Annotated in this window: 12 protein-coding genes; 5 read left to right on the top strand and 7 right to left on the bottom strand. The window is 67.6% G+C overall.

Annotated elements, in window-relative coordinates:
- The first annotated feature begins 8 nt into the window (after nt 1-8).
- Nucleotides 9-1520: a DHA2 family efflux MFS transporter permease subunit gene (locus UAJ10_RS29230; protein WP_322918913.1), complete on the top strand. Its 1512-nt coding sequence runs from the start codon at nt 9-11 to the stop codon at nt 1518-1520.
- A 126-nt stretch (nt 1521-1646) separates the two neighbouring features.
- Here the strand turns inward: UAJ10_RS29230 and UAJ10_RS29225 are convergent, their stop codons facing one another.
- The 4 genes from UAJ10_RS29225 to UAJ10_RS29210 all read right to left on the bottom strand — a co-directional run bounded on the left by UAJ10_RS29225 (nt 1647) and on the right by UAJ10_RS29210 (nt 10946).
- Entirely contained in the window at nt 1647-3848 is a 2202-nt protein-coding gene (locus UAJ10_RS29225; RefSeq protein ID WP_322918912.1) for a TonB-dependent receptor, read from the bottom strand.
- Between the two features lie 446 nt (nt 3849-4294).
- On the bottom strand, nt 4295-4822 hold the full coding sequence (locus tag UAJ10_RS29220) for a hypothetical protein (protein WP_322918911.1): 528 nt from the start codon (nt 4820-4822) through the stop codon (nt 4295-4297).
- A 182-nt stretch (nt 4823-5004) separates the two neighbouring features.
- Nucleotides 5005-7938 carry a TonB-dependent receptor domain-containing protein gene (locus tag UAJ10_RS29215; protein WP_322918910.1) on the bottom strand — a complete coding sequence of 978 codons (2934 nt, stop codon included), beginning with the start codon at nt 7936-7938 and terminating at the stop codon, nt 5005-5007.
- A gap of 563 nt (nt 7939-8501) precedes the next feature.
- Nucleotides 8502-10946 (bottom strand): TonB-dependent receptor, encoded by a 2445-nt coding sequence (locus UAJ10_RS29210; RefSeq protein ID WP_322918909.1) that lies wholly within the window; start codon nt 10944-10946, stop codon nt 8502-8504.
- A 602-nt stretch (nt 10947-11548) separates the two neighbouring features.
- Between UAJ10_RS29210 and UAJ10_RS29205 the strand changes: the two genes are divergently transcribed.
- Nucleotides 11549-15130: an ATP-binding protein gene (locus UAJ10_RS29205; protein ID WP_322918908.1), complete on the top strand. Its 3582-nt coding sequence runs from the start codon at nt 11549-11551 to the stop codon at nt 15128-15130.
- Nucleotides 15131-15140: 10 nt separating this feature from the next.
- Here the strand turns inward: UAJ10_RS29205 and mbfA are convergent, their stop codons facing one another.
- Complete coding sequence (gene mbfA / locus UAJ10_RS29200) at nt 15141-16097, bottom strand: iron exporter MbfA (protein WP_322918907.1); 957 nt, start codon at nt 16095-16097, stop codon at nt 15141-15143.
- Between the two features lie 241 nt (nt 16098-16338).
- On the opposite strand from mbfA, the gene UAJ10_RS29195 reads away from it, so the two are divergent.
- On the top strand, nt 16339-16989 hold the full coding sequence (locus UAJ10_RS29195) for a LysE family translocator (protein WP_322918906.1): 651 nt from the start codon (nt 16339-16341) through the stop codon (nt 16987-16989).
- Nucleotides 16990-17132: 143 nt separating this feature from the next.
- Nucleotides 17133-18212 carry a tetratricopeptide repeat protein gene (locus tag UAJ10_RS29190; protein WP_322918905.1) on the top strand — a complete coding sequence of 360 codons (1080 nt, stop codon included), beginning with the start codon at nt 17133-17135 and terminating at the stop codon, nt 18210-18212.
- Between the two features lie 152 nt (nt 18213-18364).
- On the opposite strand, the gene UAJ10_RS29185 is transcribed toward UAJ10_RS29190, so the two are convergent.
- Nucleotides 18365-19441, bottom strand: a complete 1077-nt coding sequence (locus tag UAJ10_RS29185; RefSeq protein WP_322918904.1) for a hypothetical protein — start codon at nt 19439-19441, stop codon at nt 18365-18367.
- Between the two features lie 233 nt (nt 19442-19674).
- Here UAJ10_RS29185 and UAJ10_RS29180 point away from each other — a divergent pair, with 233 nt between their 5' ends.
- On the top strand, nt 19675-20973 hold the full coding sequence (locus tag UAJ10_RS29180; RefSeq protein ID WP_322918903.1) for a hypothetical protein: 1299 nt from the start codon (nt 19675-19677) through the stop codon (nt 20971-20973).
- A gap of 100 nt (nt 20974-21073) precedes the next feature.
- On the opposite strand, the gene aceB is transcribed toward UAJ10_RS29180, so the two are convergent.
- The gene (gene aceB / locus UAJ10_RS29175) at nt 21074-22720 is read right to left on the bottom strand and encodes a malate synthase A (RefSeq protein ID WP_322918902.1); all 1647 of its coding nucleotides are present in this window, start codon (nt 22718-22720) and stop codon (nt 21074-21076) included.
- Nucleotides 22721-22896 lie beyond the last annotated feature (176 nt).

Below are 22896 nucleotides of genomic sequence, written 5' to 3'. Positions count from 1 at the left end.
GGCCGCCGATGAGCAGCGCCATTTCCGACGCCGGGGCACCCAAGACCCTGGCCGGCGGGCAATTGGCGGTGGCGGCGCTGCTGCTGGCCGCCGCCAACTTCCTGGTGGTTTTGGACACCACCATCGCCAACGTCTCGGTGCCCAACATCGCCGGCGGCCTGGCCGTCTCCTCCAGCCAGGGCACCTTCGTCATCACCTCCTACTCGGTGGCGGAGGCGGTGACCGTGCCGCTGACCGGCTGGCTGGCCGGCCGCTTCGGCACCGTGCGCACCTTCGTCATCGCCATGCTGGGTTTCGGCGTCTTCTCCGCACTCTGCGGCTTCGCCCAGTCGCTGGGCATGCTGGTGCTGTTCCGGGTGCTGCAGGGCCTGGCCGGCGGGCCGCTGATGCCCCTGTCGCAGACCCTGCTGCTGCGCGTCTTCCCCAAGGATAAGGCGCCGGCCGCCATGGGCATTTGGGCCATGACCACCCTGGTGGCGCCCATCCTGGGGCCCATCCTGGGCGGCACCCTGTGCGACAACTGGGGCTGGCCCTTCATCTTCTACATCAACGTGCCCATCGCCATCCTCTGCGCCGCCGCCTGCTGGGGCATGCTGAAGGTGTTCGAGACGCCGACCGTCCGCCCCCGTTTCGACCTGGTGGGCCTGATCCTGCTGATCGTCTGGGTGGGCGCCCTGCAGATCATGCTGGACGAGGGCAAGGACATGGACTGGTTCTCCTCCCCCGAGATCGTGGCGCTGGCCATCGTCGCCGCCATCGGCCTGGCCGCCTTCCTCATCTGGGAACTGACGGAGGCGCATCCGGTCGTGGATCTGAAGGTCTTCCGCCATCGCGGCTTCGCCATGGCGGTGCTGACCATCAGCCTGGGCTTCGGCGCCTTCTTCGGGGCCACCGTGCTGACGCCGCTCTGGCTGCAAAGCAACATGGGCTACACCGCCACCTGGGCCGGTTACGCCACGGCGGCCACGGGCATCCTGGCGGTCCTGGTGGCGCCGGGCGTGGCCAGGATGTCGGCCAAGGTCGACCCGCGTCCCCTGGTGTTCTTCGGCCTGCTATGGCTGGGCCTGGTCACCTTCTACCGCAGCGGCTCCAGCACCGACATGACCTATGGCCAGATCGCCCTGCCCCTGCTGTTGCAGGGCTTGGGCATGCCCTTCTTCTTCGTGCCCCTGACGGGCCTGGCGCTGGCCAGCGTGACGGTGGAGGAAACCGCCTCGGCGGCGGGCCTGATGAACTTCCTGCGCACGCTGTCGGGCGCCTTCGCCACCTCCCTCGTCAACACGCTGTGGGAGGATGGCGCCACCCGCAACCGGGCGGAACTGGTGGATATGCTGCGTCCCGGCCTGGTGGGGCCCAACCTGTCCATCCAGCAGCTGGACCGCATCGTCCAGGGCCAAGGCGTCATGCTGGCCACCAACCAGATTTTCCTGGGCGTGGCCATCGCCTTCGTCCTGTCGGCCCTGGTCATCTGGCTGGCGCCCAAGCCCACCCGCGTGGCCGACACCACGGGCGCGCATTGAGGCGGGCCCCCGTTTGCCGGCGCCCGCCGCTTGGCCAAGGAAAAAGGCCCCGCCCGGCGTGCCGTCCGGGCGGGGTCCAGGTTCGGGGCCGTCAGTCACCGCCCCCGGGGAAGGTTGGCCCAGGACCTAAAACGTGTAGGTGGCCTTCAGCCCGAACTCGCTGCGGTCGTTGTTGCGGATGATTTCGGTGAAGCCGGCGAAGGCGTCGTCCAGCCGGCCCACGTCATAGCGCTTGTTGAAGATGTTCTCGCCATAGACCGACGCGGTCCAATTCCCCTGGGCCGGCGTATAGGCGATGTTGAAGCCGAACAGGCTGCGCGACTTGATCAGGTTGTAGCTGTCGTTGGCCGCCTGCCCGTATTCCTTGCCGCGATAGGAATAGTCGATGCGGGCATCGACGGTGCCGCTGTCCAGGAACAGGTGGTACTGCGGCGCCACCGACAGGGTCCATTGCGGCGTCAGCGCCGGGGTGAAGCCCACCTTGATGGCGGTGGCGTCGCCCGGCACCGCCGTGATCTGCGCGTCGATGAAGCCGACGGAGGTCTGGATGTCGAAAGCCTTGCTCAGCTTCAGCGTGCCCTCGACCTCGAAGCCTTTGGCCTCGGACTGGCCGGCGCTTTCGATGCGGGTGTTGAAGCCGGTGGCCGACGGCTGCGACACCTCCAGCGGCAGGTCGGTATACTCGGTGTAAAAGCCCGACACGTTCATCTGCAGCAGGTCGAAGAAGACGCCCTTGATGCCCGTCTCATAGTTGGTGGCGAAGGTGGGGTTGAAGGCGGTGAAGTAGCTGGGCCCGTTGAACGGCCGGGGCGGGAAGCCGCCGCTCTGGTACCCACGTGAGATGGTGGCGTAGGCGGCCACGGACTTGGCGATGTCGTATGTCGCCGACACGTCCCAGGTGGTGGCGCTCCACGACTGGCTGCGGTAGACGCGCGACGGGTCGGTCCAGCTGTCGAACTGGGCGCTGGCGTCCTTGTGGTCATCGGAATAGCGGGCCCCGGCCGACAGCTTCAGATCGTCCAGGATCTTGTAGCCGGCGTGGGCGTAGACGGCGTAGCTGCTGGTCGTCTGCTTCAGGTCGAAATAGCCGCTGGGGCTGATGTAGACGGTGGGGCCGGAATTGGTGTTGCCCTGCTCGTCGCTGGCATAGGCGCCGATGACGAAGTCCAGCTTGCCGTACTCGCCGTTCAGCTGCGGTTCCACCGAATATTGCCGGGCGAAGCCGCGTTCCGGATAGGATTCAAGGTCCAGGTAGGTCTGGTCGTCGTCCAGGCCGCCGGTGTAATGGGTATAGCGAAAGCCGCCCAGCACCTTGGCCGTCAGGTTCTCGTTCAGCTCCCAATTGGCGGTCAGCGAGGCGCCGCGGTTCTGGATGGTCTGCTTGAACAGTTCCGCGTGGTTGGAATTGCTGTCGTCCGGGTTGGCCGGCAGCAGGCTTTCGCTCAAGCCCAGCGTGCCGGTGAAGAAGCCGTTGGGGTTGTTCACCTCCATGGTGGTGGGCGTCTTGCCATAGATGCCGTTCATGGCGTCCAGGGTCAGCAGCAGGGAGAAGGTTTCCGAGGCCTGCAGCTTGGCGGCGGCCCGGCCCGACACCTCGTTGATCTCGCCCACATCCTCCGGCGCGTTCACCTTCAACGCCTGGCCGATGCCGTCGCGGCGGTTGACGGCGGCGGTGAGGGACACGGCCAGTTTGTCCGTGACCTTGGTGTTGGTATAGACGTTGGCCTCCACCCGGGCGCGGGTGCCCACCTTCAATTCGGCCTTGGTCACCTGCTCGTCACCCGGCTGGGCGGTGATGATGTTGACGGCGCCCCCGATGGTGTTCTTGCCATAGAGCGTGCCCTGTGGTCCGCGCAGCACCTCCACCCGCTCGATATTGGCCAGGGTGAGGTTGGACCCCATCTGCCGGCCCAGGTAGACGCCGTCGACGTAGACGCCCACGCCGGGGTCGGTGGTGATGATATGGTCCTGCAAACCGATGCCGCGGATGAAGATGGCGGCATGGGCCGGGTTGCCGACGCCGAAGCGGTTGATCTCCAGGTTGGGGACGTACTTGCCCACGTCCGCCAGGTTCTCCATGTTGCGCTGCTGCAGATCCTCCGCCGTGAAGGCGGAGATGGCGGTGGGGGTCTCGGTCAGGCTTTCCGCCCGCTTGCGCGCCGTCACCACGATTTCCTGGAAGACCGAGTCGTCCGTGGCGGCGCCCACCGTTTGCGCCTGGGCGCCGCCAGCCAGCACGGTGGCCGCGCCACCCGCCAGCAACGACCTCAGGATGGCACACGTCTTCTTCTGGTCCTTGCCCGTTATGGAAACTGCCCTGTTCGACATTGTTATCCCCGTCTTTCGTGATTGGATTTGACGAAAGCAGGCTCGATGGATTCCGCCCGTTTGTTATGAGGCCCGTTCACCGTGGTTGGGCCGGGCCATCGTTGACGCGCCCCGAACCTACCGTCCCAGGGTTCCGGGGGCGGTTCGCCGCGCCTCTCGTTCCTGGACTTCATCAGCATCGGCGCAGCCTGGGGTTGCGGCAATCATTTTCTGACCAGATGGTCAGGATTGGCGTAGCCGGGGGACGGGCGCGTTGCATCCGGGTCCACCACAGCCCCCATGCCCCGCGCCCGAGGTATATCGGATGGTGTAGACGGCTGATTTTGGTGGGCTTGAGCCGGGGCAGGCGCTGAGTGGCGGCGCCCCCGAGTCGGCATGCGTAAAGGGCGGCCGCTGGGGCCGCCCTTCGGAAAGAAACGTTTTGGCGGTAAGGCGCGGACCGACGGTCAGCTGACGCGCGTCGCCTTCGCCGGCCGGCTGCGGCCCACCACCATGGAGTAGCTGCCGAACAGGCCGTGCATGACGCGCACCTCGTCGCCTGGCTTGGGGTCGAAGGTCAACGCCTCCTTGCTGACCCAGGTCTGGCCGTTGGCCAGGGTCACGGCGAACAGGCGGTACGGCAAGGCCACCGCCGAGGCGACGGTGGAGTGCATCTCCTCATCCTGTTCGGCATCGTCCTTGGCCTGCTGTTCTTCCGTCCGCGGCAGCTTTTCCTTGCCGAAGCGGGCCGTGGGGTCCTCCGGCATGGCGGGGGCGGCCGGCGCGGCGTTGGCGGTGGCGGCGGGAACGGCCGGCGCGTTGGCCGCGGCGGCGGCCAGGCCGTCGTAGCAGGCCAGGCGCTGGGTGGCATCACCGATGGCCCGGCAGGAGGCCAGGCTCTCGGCGGCGCGGGCCGCTTGCGGGACGGCGGGCGCCACGGCCAAGGCCAGCAATAGGGTGGCGGCCGTCAGCGACGGCGTCTTCTTGAACGACATGGTCCGGAATTCCTAAGGCGTTATCCGTGGGCGGCAGTGTGCCACGGCTTTACACCGGGCGAAATAGCGGCGGCTGTCGGCCGGCATCGAACGCCTGCCGCCAACGCCTTGTAACGGCAAAAGAAAACGGCGGGCCCCGGGGGACCCGCCGTCTCCATACTGAACGCTACGCCTGGGTTCGATTAGAACTTGGCGGAGGCCTGGAAGAAGAAGTAACGGCCCAGGCTGTCGTACACCTGGGAATAGGTGTTGCCGTTGATGAAGGCGGAGTTGCCGTTCACCTGGGTCGTGACCAGGGGCGGATCCTTGTCGAAGACGTTGTTCACGCCGCCGCTCAGGGTCAGCCAATCGCTGACCTGGTACGAGGCCGCGAAGTCGAAGTAGTCGTAGCTGTCGATCTGGTTCAGGCCAGGGATGCCAGTGCCGTGCAGCGTGGCGTTGCTGCTCTGCACTTCCCACTGGGTGCTGCTGATGTGGCGCCAGGCCACGGACAGCGTGGCATCCCACGGGGTTTCCCAGGTCGCGCGAACCTTGTGGCGCCACGCCGGCAGCGGCGTGGAGCAAGTGGCGCCGTAGTAGCCGGTGCAGTCGTAACCATCGGAGCCCGGCAGGGCCACGACGACGAAGTCCAGCATGTAGGTGCCGGTGAAGTTGAAGTTCAGGGCGCCCAGCTTGTCGAGGCCGACGTCAGCCAGATCCAAACGGTAGTTGGCGTTGAAGTCGAGGCCCGACGTCTCTTCGCTACCGGTGTTCTGGTTGGTGTTGGTCACATAGCCGGTCGTGCCCAGCCACAAGGAACCGGTGGCCGAACGCTTCACCAGCGGGCAGTAGTAGCTGGTGTTGATGCCGTTCAAGCAGTTGTTCAGGATCAGGTCGGCGCCGATACCACCGATCAGGCCGTCGATCTTGATGTTGTAGTAGTCAGCCGAGAAGGTCAGGTCCGGCAGGAAGGTCGGGGTGATCACGGCGCCCACGGTCAGGGTATCGGCCGATTCCGGCTGCAGGTTCGGGTTGCCGCCTTCCAGGTCGTTGTACTGACCGGCGCCGTTGGCGACGATCTTGCCGTACTGGGCGGCGGTCACACCGGTGTTGGCGCACTGGGCGGCCGTGGCGGTCGGGGCCGCACCGGCGCAGGGGTCGTTCGACAGGCCCAGGGCCACGCCCGACGGCGTGAACAGTTCAACGACGTTCGGGGCGCGGACGGCGTGGTTGAAGCCGGCGCGGAAGCGGATGTCCGACGTCGGGGCCCACTCGCCACCCACCTTGTAGGTATCGGTGGCGCCGGAGGTGCTGTAGTCGGAGTAGCGGTAGCCGCCTTCCAGGTTCAGGTCCTTAATGAAGGGCTTGTCCTGGACCAGCGGGATCTTGATCTCCATGAAAGCTTCACGGACATCATAGGCACCCGACACGCCGTGGGTCGGACCACCCTGGCCCGCCAGGTCGCCGCTGTCGAATTCCTGGTCGACCTTCAGGGTCAGCTCTTCACGACGGTACTCGGTACCGAACGCGATGCCGACACCATGGCTGGCCAGCGGGCTCTGCAGGCCGTAACGGCCCAGGTCGCCGCTGATGGAGGCGTCGACGACGTCCTGGACGGTCGAACCTTCCTTGAAGCCCGGGGTCTGCAGATAGGTCAGCGCGGCCGGATCGATGGCCGTGCTGCTGCTGAACACGTTGTAGGGCACGCAGCCGTTGGCCACGGCGGTGGCATTGGCGCAGACCAACTTGCCGCTGCTGTCGGTCGTGGCGTTGAACGCCTCGGCCGTACGGGCCAGCGAGAAGTCGTTCTTGTAGGTTTCCGACAGGATGACGGTGCTGCGCTGGGCGTAGACGTCATAGCTCCAGCCGTCCCACAGGTCGCCCTTCAGGCCGACCAACTCGCGGTAGGAGGTGTGGCGCAGATCGTCGATACGGCCACCGCCTTCGACGTTGCGGCGCAGGACGCTCACGTCGGCGCTGTCCGAGGCAGTCAGACCGTTGTTGGTGCAGAGCGTGGTGACTTCGCTGGCCGACAGCAGCGGGCTGTTACAGCCGATGAGGAATTCCTGACCGAACACGCCCGAGGGCGCGATCTGGGCGACCGTGTGGTCGTCGTGGAACATGAACTCGGTGTAGACCTGGACATGCGGGTTGAAGTCGTAGTGACCGAAGAAGCCCGCGGAATAACGCTGGTCAGGACGCTGGTAGTAGTTGTACGGCGCGTAGTTGAACGCCGACGCAGCGGTGTAATCCTTCAGGGTCGTGCCGCTGACGACGTAGTCGCCGCCACCGATGTTGTCGATGATCTGGGCCGGGGCCGTGGTGCCCGAGCCGCCGCACGAGTAGGAACCGTTCTTGGCGACGCTGATGGCGCAGGCGCTGTAGTCGCGCTTGTCCTGCGTCACGGCCATCGTCTTGCGGTAGTCGGCGTAGACGGTGATGTTGCCCTTGCCGTCGGGGGTGTTCACACCCAGCACGCCGGAGTAGGTGCGGGTGAAGCCGTCGGTGACGTCGTCTTCCGGCAGGCCGAAGTTCCGCGCCTTGACGGCGTTCTGGATCTTCGTGCTGTCGTTGTTGTGCTGGTAGAAGCTGTAGCTGATGTCAGCCTTGGCGCCTTCGAAATTGTCGTCCATCACGAAGTTGACGACGCCGGCGACGGCGTCGGCGCCGTACACGGCCGAGGCGCCACCGGTCAGCACGTCGATGCGCTTCACCAGGGCGTCAGGGATTTCGTTCAAGTCGGCGGCCGGGTTCAGCGGCGAACCGGCCGGCATGCGGTGGCCGTTGACCAGCACGAGGGTACGGGACGGGCCCAGGTCGCGCAGGTCGACGGTGGCGGTACCGGTGGAGCCGTTGGAAATCGCGCTGCCCTGACCGGCGAAAGCCTGGGGCAGGTTGTTGATCACGTCTTCGATGCGGGTGGCACCCTGCAGCTTGATTTCCTCGCTGCCGACGCTGGTGATCGGGCTGATGCCGGCGGACGAGTCCTGCTTAATGCGCGAACCCGTGATGACGATTTCCTGCAGATCGTCGGCGGCCGCCGCGGCGTAGGCCGTCGTCGACATCGTGAGGGCGCACACGCCAAGGGCGGCGCCCGTCAGCAGCGACTGACGGATCCTGCTCTCAAATCCCTTCATGTAGTCCATCTCCATTTCGGATTGGTTGTTCCCCGTTCGGCGCCGCCTGGGCGTGTTTCCCGGCCTCCGGCGGCAGCTCCCCAGTCCGCTTCTGCCCAGCGTTCTGTTTGGCTTGGGAGGAAGTTTTCCGATCACGTTAGCAATGCGTCAACGACCCAAGGGGTGGTGGGCCCGATTCCGTGCATGTCTGTAGCTTTTTGGTTACACTTAAGCGATAAACTTGCGCCAAAAATGTTGAAATTGGACAAAAATAACCACGCGACAGAATGAGCTGTCCGACACACATCTGTTGCAAATTAAAAACCAAACGGTAACAGCGACAAATTGCATCGTTTCGCGGGTGTGAACGGCGCCCCCGCCGGCGCCGCTGCCGAATCAGTAGGCACCCCCGGTCCCTGCCCAAAGACCGGGCGACGGGCTCGCGGCAGGCGGGAAAATCCTCCTTCTGATACGCCGAATGCGGTCCCTGCCGCGCTGGGCGCGCAAAAGAAAAGGGGCGACCCGAAGGCCGCCCCTTTCGCATTTGGTTCCGGCGGCCCGGAGGCCGCCGGAGGGATGCGGGATCAGAACGAGGTGTGGATGGTGCCCATGAACGTGCGCGGGGCGCCAACCTGGTAGAACGGCAGGCTGCTCTTGCCGGCCACCGTCGCGACCGAGGTCGAGGACGAGATCGTGTTCAGGTAGCGGCGGTCGAACAGGTTGTTCACGTTGAACTGCAGGTACGTGCCCTTGAAGCCGCCGGCATCCGGCAGGTCCAGCCGGGTCTCGAAGTTGGCGACGAAGAACGGGGTGGTCCATTCGTCGTTCACGTCGGTGGCGGCGCGGGTGCCGGTGTACTTGCCTTCGATGGACGCCGACAGGATGTCCAGCGGCTTGTACTCGACGCGGCCGGCGGCCATCCACTCCGGCGTGTCCACCAGCTGCTTGCCGGAGGTCTTGTAGATGTAGCCCGCCGGGCCGGCCAGGTTGTTCTTCACTTCGGAGTGGGTGTAGCTGCCCGAGGTGTAGAAGTTGACCTGGTCGGTGATGGCGAAGCCGGCCTCGACCGAGGCGCCGTACAGGTCGACGCGGCCCAGGCTGCGGTCGATGGTGTTGTTGGCGTCGTTCGGGTCCAGGGCGGACACGATGCGGTTGATGTAGCGGGTGTACCAGCCGCTGACCGAGGTCATCAGCCAGTTGGTCTGGTAACGCTCACCCAGTTCGAAGTTGTAGGTCTTTTCCGGATCGACGATGCCCGGCTGATCGGTCTTCACGCCGTACAGGTTGTCGGTGCGCGGCGCGGAGAAGCCTTCCGAGAACTGGAAGTAGACCTGGTGTTCCGGCGTGACCTGGTAGACGACGCCCAGGCTGGGCAGCGGATCGCTGAAGTCCTTCGTGCCGGTGAACGGCGTCCGGTACAGGTTGGTCTGCGTGATCGTCGGGTTGGTGGTGCAGTACTGGTTGCTGCTCAGCGACGCCACGTTGGTGGAGGTGCTGGTGTAGGTGTAGCAGTACTGGTTCAGCTCACGATGGAAGAAGGGCAGGCGCAGGGCCGGCACCACGGTCAGCTTCTGGTCCAGGGCCTTGAACACGTATTCCAGCGACGCCTGGTTCAGCTCGGCGATGGAGTAGCGGTTGCGGGCTTCCAGCTGGCTGCCGTCGGCGGCGTAGATCTGGCCGGAGTTCTTGCCACCGAACACGTCCAGCGGGGTGCCGTCGGCGCCGATGTAGCTGAAGTCACCGGTCTGGCGATGACGGCCGTAGTCCAGGGTGTAGCCGACGCGCAGGCGGTTGTTGTCGTCGATGTCCCAGATCAGGGAGGAGGTGACGCCGGTGCGGAAGGTGTTGGTGTTGCTGGGGGCGTACAGCAGCACGGTGTCCAGCAGGTCGCCGTCGCCGTTCAGATCCACGCCCTTGGCCTTGCTGGTGCCGATCAGGCGGGGATCGGTTTCCTTGATCGAGGTGGTGCCGCCGCCGTTGGCCAGCGTGTACTGGAAGTACGGGTCGACGGTCAGCATGACGTCGTCGGCCAGGTGGAAGCGCGACTGGCCGCGGACGTTGCCCGTGTTGGACGGGTTCACGCGCACATTGTAGTAGTTGCTGTCCAGGCTGGACGGGGTGTCAGCCTTGCCGTTGACGGCCGTCTGCGGCACCCAGGTGTTGTTGTAGTCGGCGAAGTAGTTCGAGGCGAACGTCGCGCGGCTGTTGGTCTGGTACGAGTTGTTGCGGTTCTCGTTGTAGTGGGCCGCGACGGAGATGAAGTCGCCACCGCCCAGATCTTCATAAATACGGGTGTTGAACTGCTTCTTCTGCAGGCTGCCGTAGCCCTTGAACTTGTCGTAGTCCTGGTAGGACGCGGCCAGGAAGGCCGAGGTGCGGTTGCCGGGGCCGAAGTCGCCGGTGTCCAGCACGGTGAAGATGCGCTTGTAGCTGTTGCTGCCGAAGCTCAGCTTGCCTTCCACGCCCAGCTCGTCCAGCGGCTTGCGGGTCTGGACGTTGATGGTGCCGCCGGTGGCCGACGCGGTCGGGCTGTCGACGTCGGTGGTGCCGATGTTGACGGTGGCGCGGTTCACCAGCTCTTCATCGATGACCTGGTTGGAATAGATGGCGTAGTTGCCGGTATCGTTCAGCGGGATGCCGTCGAAGGTCAGCGAGACGCGGTTGCCGTCGAAGCCGCGGATGCGGATGTTGCCGCCGGAGGAGCCGTAGGCGTCGTTGTTGGTGAAGTTCACGCCCGGCAGCAGGTTCAGGCTGGCCAGCACGCTCTGGCCGGCGGTCTGCGTGGCCAGGTATTCCTGCGTCACGGTGGAGCGGGACTTCGGGGACGTCTCGGCCTGGATCAGGCCGGCGATGTTGGGCTGCTTGCGCGCGCCGGTGATGACGATCTCATCCATTTCGGACGCGGTGGACTGCGCCAGCGCCGGAGCGACCCAGGCGGTGGCGGTCGCCAGGGCGACCATGCCCGTGCCAAGCTTCAGGAAAGTGGCGTAGCGGCGCCCCGGCGCCTGCGCGCGATTAAGCTTCTTCATCGATTGCCCCCAGAATTTGGATCGTTCGTCGTTCGGTCAGCCACACACCCGTCCGCACCCGTTCGTTCAGCCAGGTGAGGCCGTGTCGGGCGCTTTATTCCCCTCTTCGTATTACAACACGATTACAGAGGCGCGGCCTTCTTGCCCACCCCCCACCAAAACGCGCCGATTTGCCCCCAACTGTGGCCGTCAAAGCACATATCAACGGGCGGGCGCGACAAAGTGCAGCGCAGCTTTTTTACGCAAAAATAGGCGAAAAATCATTATATATCAATGATATATATATTGATGCACATGCGTCTGCCATCTGTGTCGGGTGAAGTGTTGCAGAATGATGAAATCTTGACCTGTTGATCAGGAATTCCGGCGAATCAGCACGGGTGGTGGCGGCGCGGCCGACGATCCGGCCGGCAGGCCCGGGCCGTCCATGACGGCATGGTGGAATGACGGGGCCCTTGACCCCCCAATCGCCAGCCTCGCGGGGGGCGCCCGCTCTTGGCGGGGGCGGCGGCCGGCCCTAGTATAGATATTGGGCATGCCTTCCAGGGGTTTGCCGGCTGTAAACGGGGGCGGTGCATGCGGCGCGCGGACGGTGAGGGGTGATGCGGCTACCGGGACTGCGCAGCAGGCTGCTGTTGCTGCTGGTGGCCGTCATCGGCGCCATGGCGGCCCTGATGGTGGTGGAGGGGCAGTCCCGGCGCCAGGCGGCGGTCATGGCCGCCCGCGCCCACGTCCGCATCCTGACCCAGGTGGCGGAGGAGGAACACCGGGTGCTGGTGGAACAGCTGGGTCACCTGGTGGAAACCGTCGCCCTGCAGGAGGTGGATCTGTCGGCCGGCGATTGCGCCGGCGACCTGGTGCGGCTGAAGGCGGCGGAGCCCTGGATCGCCAACGTTTTCCTCTCGCGGCCCGACGGCACCACGATCTGCGCCTCCACCGGCAGCTCCCCAGCCCTCAACGTCAGTGACCGCCCCTATTTCCAGGAGGCGGTGCGAACCGGCCGCGCCACGCTTAGCGACTATATGATAGGCCGCACCACGCGGGCCCCCATCCTGGCCATGGCCCGTCCCATCCTGGGACCGGATGGTCGGGTCCAGGCCGTGGCCCGGGCCAGCATGCGGCTGAACTGGGCCGGCCGCTTGGCGGCCATGGCCGCCGACATGCCCAATGGCCTGTTCGCCATCGTCGATGCCAAGGGCGAGGTGCTGGTGCGCTTCCCCGCCCCGGCGCAGACGCCCCCCGCGCCCCCGTCGGACGGCCCGGCCGCCCCGCTGGGGGACAACCAACTGGGCGCCGTCCTCACCGGCCAGCGGCTGGACGACGCCCTGGTGTCGCAACTGTTCGCGCAGCCGACGGGCACGCTGCTGTCGGCGGGGCTGGACGGCGTGCCGCGCATCATCGGCTTCGGCACCCTGCAGGGCATCAACGCCCGCGTTGTGGTCAGCCTGCCCCGGGCCGAGGCGGTGGGGGAGGCGGACGAGGATTTCTGGCGCAGCATGATGGGCCTGGCGGCCGTGGCCGCCGTCGCCCTCTTGCTGGGGATCTTCGCGCTGGAAACCTCGGTCATGAGCCGCCTCGGCACCCTGACCCGGGTGGTGGAGCGCATCGGCCGGGGCGAGCGCGGCGTGCGTGCGCCCGAACGGGCGTCTGATGCTGAATTCGCCGTGCTGGCCCGGGCCATCAACACCATGGCCCACAATCTGGAGCAGGGCGCCTCCGACCTGGCGGAGCGCGAGGTGCGCTTCCGCGACCTGATCGACGTGTCCACCGACTGGTATTGGGAGGCGGATCCGGATCGCCGGCTGACCTATGTGTCGCCGGGTGTGCGGTCCATCGGCCTCGACCCCTTGCGCATGGTGGGGCAGAAGCAGATCGGCGGCCTGACCCCCACGCCCGAGACGGCCGCCGCCTTGGCCGGCGGCGCCGATAAGCAGGAATTCCGCGACCTGCGCTATGTCGTCAGCCATCCCAGCGGCCGGCGCTACCACATCGTGCTGTCGGGCCGCCCGCTTTATGACGCCGATGGCGCCATCCGGGGCTGGCGCGGCGTCGGCCGCGACATCACCGCCCTGGTGGAGGCGCGCGACGCGTTGGAGGAGAGCGAGGCCCGCTTCCGCCTGTTGGCCGACCGCGCCAGCGACATCATCCTGTTGACGCGGCCGGATGGCACCCGCCTGTACGTCTCCCCCTCGGTGAAACGCATCCTGGGGTACGGCGTGGCGGAATTCACGCGGTTGCCCTTGGTGGAGCTGCGCCATCCGGATGACCATGCCATCGACGCCACCTTGGACGCGCTGTCGGCAGCGGCCTCGCGGGCCGGTTCCGCCATGGGGGATGAGGGCGTCGTGGTCGGCGGCGATCTGACCGGCGGCGTCTCCGCCCGCTTCCGCCTGCGCCACAAGGAGGGCCGCTGGATCTGGCTTGAAACCCTCATCTCCCTCACCCGGGGCGACGATGGCACGCCCCTGCTGATCTCCGCCGCCCGCGATGTCACCGAGCGGGTGCGGCAGGAGGAGGAACTGCGCGCCGCCCGCGACACCTTGAGCGCCGCCGCCGCCGAACTGGAGCAGGCGCGCCGCGTGGCGGAAGACGCCAACGCCGCCAAGTCCGCTTTCCTGACCGCCACCAGCCATGAGATCCGCACCCCGCTGAACGGCATCATCGGGGCGGTGCAGCTGCTGGCGGCGGAGCCGCTGGCGCCCCTGCAGCGCGACCTGGCCGTGATCATCCGCGACAGCGCGCAGACCCTGTTGCTGCTGGTGGACGATCTTCTGGACCTCTCGAAAATGGAGGCCGGGCGGGTGGACCTGGTGGCGACGGATTTCCAGTTGGCCGCGGTGGTGACGGAGGCCGCGCGCCTCATGGAAGGCCAGGCCCGGGCCAAGGGCCTGGCGCTCAGCACGCGTATCGCGCCCGAGGCGGCGGCCACCTTCCGTGGCGATGCCCGCCGCCTGCGCCAGCTGCTGCTGAACCTGCTGGGCAACGCCGTGAAGTTCACCGACAAGGGGCAGGTCCAGCTGACAGCCGAGGTGGTCGAGGGCGCGCCGGCGGCGGAGGCGGGCGGCCCGCGCGACGCGCGCGTGGTGCTGACGGTGCGCGACACCGGCATCGGCATGACGGCGGATCAGCAGGCGCGGTTGTTCAACCGCTTCGTCCAGGGTGACGACGGCATCGCCCAGCGCTATGGCGGCAGTGGCCTGGGCCTATCCATCTGCCGCGAACTGGTGACCCTGATGGGCGGCACCATCACACTGGACAGCGCACCCGGCCAGGGCAGCACCTTCACCATCGACCTGACCCTGCCGCGCCTGCCGGGCCAGGCCACCGCCCCGGCCGAGGTGGCGTCGCCTCCCGCCGACCCGCCCAAGCGTGGCGCCGGCCGCCGCGTGCTGGTGGTGGAGGACAACAGCATCAACGCCCGCCTGACGGAGATGATGCTGCGCACCGAAGGCTATGCCGTTGAATTGGCCGGCGACGGGGCCGGGGGCGCCGCCATCGCCCTGGGCCAGCCGCCGGTGGATCTGGTGCTGATGGATATCCAGATGGCCGGCCTGGACGGGCTGGAGGCGACGCGCCGCATTCGCGCGGGCGAGCCGCCGGGCCGCCGCGTGCCGGTCATCGCCATGACCGCCAACGCCATGGTGGGCATGCGCGAGGAATACCTGGCCGCCGGCATGGACGACTATGTCTCCAAGCCCTTCGACCAGGGCCGCTTCCTTGACCTGGTGGCCCGCTGGACCGGCGGGGTCGCGGCACCGGCGGACCCGGCCATGGCGCAGGCGTCCCGGCCCATGGCGGGCCCCAGCGACGGCTTTCCCATGGCCGACCAGCCCCTGTTCGATGGCGAGCCGCTGGCCAAGCTGGTGGACTTGGCAGGGCGCGACGGCACGGTGGACATGGTGCGGGAGTTCGTCAGCTTCGGGCAGGCGCGCATCGCCCGCACCGCCGGCCTGGTCACCGCCGGCGACCTGCCCGAGGCGCGGCGCGAGGCGCACAGCCTGATCTCCACCGTGGGCAATCTGGGCCTGCGCCGGCTGCAGTATCTGGCGCAGTCGCTGGAGCAGGCCTGCATCCAGGGCGACGCCGAAGAGGCCCGCCGGCTGGTCGCCGCCATCGTCGGCGTGGCGCCGGCGTCCTGGGCGGCCCTGGCCCGTGACTACCCGGTGCCCATCGCCGCCGCCTGAGAAGCGCGCGTCACGCGCTCCCGATCAAAATCCCGGTCGCGAACACCAGCAGGCCGCCGATGATGACCTGGAAGGCGGCGGCCAGGAAGGTCGTGTCCATGTAGCGGTTGCGGATCCAGGAGATGACGCCCAGTTCCACCACCACCACGGCGGCGGCCGCCGCCGTCGCCGTCCAGAACTGGGGGATGAGGTAGGGCAGGGTGTGGCCCAGGCCGCCCACGGCGGTCATAAGGCCGCAGACCAGGCCGCGCAGCCAGGGGCTGCCCCGGCCGGTCAGGCTGCCATCGTCGGACAGCGCCTCGGCGAAGCCCATGCTGATGCCGGCGCCCACGGCGGAGGCGATGCCCACCAGAAAGGTCTGCCAGGTGTCGTGGGTGGCGAAGGCGGCGGCGAACAGCGGCGCCAGGGTGGAGACGGAGCCGTCCATCAGCCCCGCCAGGCCGGGCTGAACCACCTGCAGCACGAACAGGCGGCGTTCCGACGCGTGCTCCTCCTCCCGCACCTCGGGCGTCACCAGGCGGGATTCCAGCTGCTCCGCCCGCGCCTCGTGACGGCGCTCCTCATCCGCCAGGTCGCCCAGCAGCTGGCGGATGGCGGCATCGGTGGAGCGGCGGGCGGCGCGGGTGTAGAAGCGCTTGGTCTCCGCCTCCATCAATTCGGCCTGCTGGCGCACCGTCTCCAGGGACAGCGGGCGGATCAGCCACACCGGCTTGCGCTGCACGAAGCCGCGCACGTCCTGCCGGCGGATCAGGGGAATGTGCTCCCCAAAGCGCTGGCGGTACAGCTCGATCAGGCGGTGGCGGTGGCCGTTCTCTTCCGCCGCCAGGGCGTTGAAAACCTTGGCGCTTTCCGGAAAATTCTCGCGCAGGCCGGTGGCGAACTCGTCATAGATGCGCGCGTCCTCCTCCTCCAGGGACACGGCCAGCGCCAGCAGCTCCTGTTCGGTGAGGTCGGAGAAGTCCTTCATGGGGATGGCCTTGCGCAAGAGCGGGGAATGCCGGGAAGACTAGCCAAGTCATGGCGCCCGTCAACCCGCCGCGTGCGCGAGAGATGCGGAATTCTCGAGTAATAATAATGAGTTGCGCTTGCTGTCCCGAGGTGGACGCCATGGCGTGGCGGCATGGGCTCCCTGCACGCGATCCCCCTCATCAGCCGGGGTCTTCCGCGTTAAACTCCCGCCCTATTCCATCCTTCGAGGACGCCTGGGCATGTTGAGCTGGCAGACCCTATCGGCCTTCGCCGTCACCTGCTTCTTCCTGTCGGCCACCCCCGGCCCCAACATGCTGTTCGCCATGGGCATCGGCCTGCGCCACGGCGTGCGCGCGGCGGCCTGGGCGGGGGCGGGCATGTGCCTGGCGCTGGGCGCCATGGCCGGCCTGTCGGCGGTGGGCATGGCGGCGCTGCTGCAGGCCTCCTCCACGGCCTTCATGGTGGTGAAGGTATTGGGCGTGGCTTATCTGCTGTACCTGGGCGTCCAGGCGTGGCGGGCGGATCCGAAGGAGACGCTGCGCGCCGAGGCCGACGCGGAAGAACGGGGGGAGGCCGTGCGGTCCGCCGACGCCCGCGCCCACCGGCTGCTGCTGCGCGGTCTGCTGGTGTGCGGCTCCAACCCCAAGGCGCTGATCTTCATGGCCGCCTTCTTCCCCCAGTTCATCGACGCCGCCCAGCCGTTGACGGCGCAGCTGGTCCTGCTGACCGTGCTGATGGTGGTGATCGAGTTCGGCTGGATCCTCACCTACGCCATCGGCGGGCAGACCCTGGCCAGCCGCCTGCAGACGCCCAAGGCCGCCCGCCAGTTGAACCGCCTCACCGGCGGTCTGCTGATCGGGGCTGGCGGCATCCTGGCGCTGATGCGCTGACGGCGGGCGCTGACTGGGCGCGCGCCGACTGGCGGGTATTGCGCCCGTGTAAGCCGGGTCGCTTGCGGATCCGCGTCCATGGCCTACAGTGGGCGCGGGACCGGCTCGCGGTTCGTCCTGGGTCTCATCCATGTCGGGGTGTCATGCGTTCGCGTCGTTTTTCCGCTTCCGTCCTCGCCGCCGGCCTGGCCGCGTCCCTGCTGTCCGGCTGCGCCTTTTTCGAAGGTGACGACGATACCGCCCCCGCCAAGCCCGACGAGGGCCTGCTGTCCCGGTTGGCCCAGGCCCCTGAGACCCAACCCGCGCAGGCGCCCGCCACCCAGCCCGCGGGTCCCGCCCAACCGGTGACGCAAGCGCCCGCCGCCGCTCCGACCACCCCGGTGAACGTTCCCGTGCTGCCGGCGCCGGCGGTGCAGGCGCCTCCCGACCCCCTCGGGCAGGCCGCGCCCGTCCAGACGCCCGACACCATCATGCCCGGTGCCCAGGGGCGGGCGGGTCAGATGGCCGTGTCCGCCCTGCCGCTGGACGGCCACATCAATCCCCCCGTCGACCCGCCGGACGCGCAGCGGCTGGTGGCCCAGGCCGATGCGCAGATGGAGGATAAGAACGGCAAGGGCCCCTCGTCGCAGGACATGGCCTCGGCCCTGGCGCTGTTCGACCAGGCCATGGCCCGTGGCAGCCTGAAGGCGCGCGAGGCGTTGGCGGTCTATTACTACTATGGCCGGGGCACGGCCCGGGATCCGCAGAAGGCGGCGCAGGTGGTGAAGCCCGCCGCCCAGGCCGGCCTGGGCATGGCGGCGCTGATCTACGGCCAGTTGTACAACAACGGCAGCATCCCCGGCGGCGGCGCGGGCGAGGCGCAGTATTGGTACAACATCGCCCGCCGCGCCGGCTGCGCCCCCTGCATATCCAGCCACCAGGAATTCCTGAACAGCATCGAGGCCAAGCTGAACCTGCCGGCCAGCAAGGGGCAGGGCGACCTGGCGAGCGACCCCATCGTGCTGCCCGGCATCACCGACAGCGCCGCCGGCGCCAAGCGCGAATACACCACGCTGGGCATCCTCTACCCCGGCTGGAAGCAGGTGGAACAACGCCAATTGACGGAAAACGGCCGAACGCTGGACCAATTCACCTTGGAAAACGCCCAGCAACGCCGCGTGCGCGTCTATTTCGACGCCACCGACTGGGGCAAGCCGACCGCCAAGACTCCCGGCGCGAAATAAACCTCTGGGCTCCCATCAACGGCATGAGACGCATGGCTCATGCCGCTGTAGGACGCGACCGCGTCCGCCGGAGATTTCTGGGAAGCCGAAGGCGGACTGGAAATCGAGGAAAGCCAAGCCAGCGGATGCTGGCGCCCGGCGTTTGAGGGGACTTAATCTGCCCAAGCTCGGCGCAGGGCCTGGCCGCAGGCCATGCTGGCCAGATAGGCCTTGGGCGCCATGACCTCGCGCGCGATCAGGCCATAGGTACGGCGGTCGGCGCTGATCCAGGGATAGAAGCCCATCATGCCCGGGCTGCTGAAGGCGCCGTCGCCGCCGGGGCCATCCTCCACCCAATGGTTCAGGCTGTAGTGCCAGGGCTGGGGCAAATCCGGCGCCTGCACGGCCGGGCAGCCCGGCCCCTGGGTGCAGACGGGGTGGCTGCCCAGCAGGTCGTGGATGCGCAGATGGCCGGACACCACCTTGCGCAGGAAGGCGGCGTAGGCGGCCGGGCTGGCCTTCAGGCCGCCCGACACGCGGGGGGCGGCATAGTCCAGGTGCAGGTCCGGGCCCAGCACCCGCCGCACCTCCGCCGCCAAGCCGTAGCGATCCAAATCGCCCAGGCCCAGGGCGGTGGCCAGGTGCTGGTCGTGGCCGCCGTTATAGCTGAACCGGCCCTGGTGCTCGGCATTCAGCAGGCCGTTGCCGCGCCGGTCCAGGCAGGCGGCCACGGTGTGGGCGGCGAAGCAGGCCAGCGGGTTGAAGTTGTCATAGCCGGACCGCATCTCGAGCGCGTCCAGCTGGTCCGGCGTCAGCTGCCCGCCCACCCGCTCCACCACATAGGCGGCGAAGACCAGCTTGCTGGCGCTGGCCACCTGCAAGGGCTTGTTGGCGCTGTAGCGGCTGCCCCGGGCGCCGCTGGCCAGGGTGCCGCTGCCGTCGCCGATCTCCCAGTAGAAATCGCCCATTTCCCGGCAGGCGGCGTCGGTGCCGGCCGCCGCTGCCACGGCCGCGCGGCGGCGGGCCAGGCCATGATGGGGGTCGGCCTTCTGGTACGCCTGGGTTTGCAGGACATCCACCGGCATGGCATGGGCGACCTCCGGGGCGACCTCCGGCGAGGCCGGTAACGGGGCCGGCGACTGGGCGCTGGCCCCGGCGGCGGTCATCAAGGCGGCACCCAGCAGGCCAGCCGCCAGGGCGGCCGCCCGCCAATCCACCGCTAGTCCCAACACCCGCCGTTGCACACGCACGTCCGCCGACCACACCCATTGTCCAGAGCGTGGTCATGATATCAGCCGCCCCCGACGGCGGGTATGGACCGGGGCGGTACTGTCGTCTTTGTCGCAGGTGGGGGCAGGCCGCCTGCCCGGGCGATATGCACCTCATGCGCGCATTGAACAAAAAATACATACGTATTAATTGTACTCACGCTTTCAATCAGGATGTCCTTGCTGGCATTCTGCAACCAACGGGAGTCGACGGGATGGCGACGATCTTTGACGCGTGGCAGACCACCTTCTTCTTCAACAACATCGCCAATGACGCCAGCGGGCAGGATGTGACGGTGGACTTGGACAAGTCCCTGCCGAAAAGCGCCGCCCTGCAGGCGGGGGCCACGGCGGCGGCGGCGCAGCTGACGGCCACCCTGAAAGCCGGTGTGGACAAGGCGATCGAATCTGCCGGGGCGCAGCTGGGTGCGACGGACTGGACCGTGGTCTGGGGGCCGCAGGTCCTGTGCATCGATCCGGTTTTCGCCAGCGTCCATTGGGAAGCGCCGACCCCCACCGCCAGCTTCAACGCCGCCAACGCCCTGTTCGTGGTCTATAGCCCCACGCTGGCGCGCTACGTCGTGGCCATCGCCGCGACCAACTTCAAATCCTTCTATGACTGGCTGAAGGAGGATTTCGCCGTGGCCACCGTGGTGGCGTGGGAAGGGGCCTTGCAGGTGTGGAACGGCGGCACCAACGACACCCAGCCCAGCGACCAGGTCCCCTGCATCTCCACGGCGACCTACACCGGCATCACCAACCTGCTGGGCATCGTCGACACCCAGATCACCAGGCAGACCTTGGTGACTTTCCTCAAGGGGTTGACGCCGCCGTCCGGCACCACGTTGACCTTCACCGGCCACTCGCTGGCCGGCGCCCTGTCACCGACGCTGGCCATGGCCTGCTTCGACCCCACCGCCGGCCTGCTGCAGGGCAGCTCGTGGACGGCCGGCGACGCCATGATCTATGCTACCGCCGGCGCCACGCCAGGCAACGCCCCCTTCGCGGCGCTGGTCAACGGCACCGCCTGGGCCGGCGGCGACCAGACGGGCAGCCAGCCCTGGCAGATCTGGAACCACGACATGTACAATAACGTGGACGTGGTGCCCCACGCCTGGGGTTCCGCCATGCTGGACGCCATTCCCGGCTATTACGGCACCTATTACGGCGCGCTGACCACCGACCTCATCACCCACCTCATCTCGCACGCCCGCGCCCATGCCAAGAAGGGTGAGGCGGTGGCGGGCCCCTACACCCCCATCAACAACCAGGCGCTGAATCCCGAGGGCCAGTCCGCCGCCTTCGATGAATTCGTGTCCAGCTACAAGGTGTCCGAGACCGGCGGCGGCACGGTGATCGAGTACCTGACCCCGGCCCAGGCCGCGGCGGTGTCGCCCCCGCCCACGGACAAGACGCAGGTCTCGTGGACCGAGCAGGTGCTGTTCCAGCACACCACGGCCTATGGCCAGCTGATCCTGCAGTACACGCCCCAGCCGGTGAAATCGGCGTCTTAAAGACGGTCAAATAAGGAAGGCCGGCGTCCATCCGGGCGCCGGCCTTTCCCTGCGGTCTTCGCCCTTTTTGCTTGGGCGTTTCCTCCCTCTCCCCGGGACCTCAGGAACCCGCCTCCATCAGCCGGTCATAGGCCGGCAGGGTCAGGAATTCGGCGAAGCGGTGCTGGAACACCAGGTCGGAGAACAGGCGCGCCGCCTCCTCATGGCGGCTGTGGGCCAGGGCCACTTCCCCCACGCGGCCGATCCAGGCGGCCAGTTCCTCCTCGATGATCCGTTCCACCAGGGCGTGGTCGACGGTGCGGCCGTCATCCAGCCGGGCGCCGTGGCGCAGCCACTGCCAGACCTGGGCCCGGCTGATCTCCGCCGTCGCGGCGTCCTCCATCAGGTTGAACAGGGGCACGCAGCCCTGGCCGCGCAGCCACGCCTCGATGTAACCGATGCCCACCGCCACGTTCTGGCGCAGGCCCGCCTCGGTGCGGGGCCCCTGGGGGATGGCCAACAGATCCTCCGCCATCACCCGCACGTCGTGGCAGGTGGCGTGGATCTGGTTGGGCGTGGGCATCAGGTCGTCGAACACCGCGCGTGCCACCGGCACCAGCGCCGGGTGGGCCACCCAGGTGCCGTCATGGCCATTGCGGGCCTCCCGCTCCTTGTCCGCCCGCACCTGGGCGAAGGCGCGGTCGTTGGCGACGGGGTCATCCTTGACCGGGATGTAGGCCGCCATGCCCCCGATGGCCGGGGCGCCGCGGCGGTGGCAGGTCTTCACCGCCAGGCGGGAATAGGCGTTGAGGAAGGCCTTGTCCATGGTGACCGCTGCGCGGTCGGGCAGCAGGGCGTCGGGGTCGTTGCGGAACTTCTTGATGAAGCTGAAGATGTAATCCCAGCGGCCGCAGTTCAGGCCGGCGGAATGGCAGCGCAGCTCATACAGGATCTCGTCCATCTCGAAAGCCGCCAGGATGCTTTCGATCAGCACGGTGGCCTTGATGGTGCCGGGGGGCAGGTCCAGGCATTCCTGGGCGTGCAGGAAGACGTCGTTCCACAGCCGCGCCTCGGCCCGGCCCTCGATCTTGGGCAGGTAGAAATAGGGGCCGCTGCCCCGGGCCAGCAGTTCGCGGGCGTTGTGGAAGAAATAGAGGCCGAAGTCGAACAGGGCGGCCGACACGGGCCGGCCGTCGATCAGCACGTGCTTTTCCTCCAGGTGCCAGCCGCGAGGGCGAACCATCAGCACGGCGACCTTGTCGTTCAGGGCGTAGCTCTTGCCCGACACCGGATCGATATGGGTGATGGTGCGGCGGATGGCGTCGCGCAAGTTGACCTGGCCGTCCATGATGTTGGCCCAGGTCGGGGCGTTGCTGTCCTCGAAATCGGCCATGAACACCTGCGCGCCGGAATTCAGCGCGTTGATGATCATCTTGCGCTCGACCGGGCCGGTGATCTCCACCCGGCGGTCGCGTAGGTCGGCCGGCTGCGGCTCGACCGTCCATTCCTCATGCCGGGCATAGCCGCAGGCGGGGTTGAAGGCCGGCTTCTCGCCGGCGTCCAGGCGGGCCTGGCGCTCCACCCGCTTTTCCAGCAGATAGCGCCGGCGCCAGCCGAAGCGGCGTTCCAGGTCGGCCACGAAGGCCAGGGCGGCGGGGGTCAGAAGGACATCATAGCCGGGCTTGGACGCGGCGCGGATCTCGATGCGTCCGGCCGGGGCATCCGGCGACAGACGGGGGGCCGAGGGGGCGAGCAGTGCGTCAGGCATGATACCTCTCCCTTCAGATCGGGGGCCTGTCGCGGCGTCGCCTGCGGCCTGGGCCCCAAAAGGCGGTATGGACGGGGAAGAAGGGTGCGGTGGCGGGACGCTCCAGCGTCGTTCAGACCCCGCCGCCGCACCCTTCTTGTGACAAGGACGGAATGGGCCATCCCTGCCGATCTCGA

The sequence above is a fragment of the Nitrospirillum guaranorum genome, assembly GCF_034653275.1.
Lineage (GTDB): Bacteria > Pseudomonadota > Alphaproteobacteria > Azospirillales > Azospirillaceae > Nitrospirillum.
Note: the sequence above shows the minus strand (reverse complement) of the source record. Positions and strands in the feature narration are given on the sequence as shown.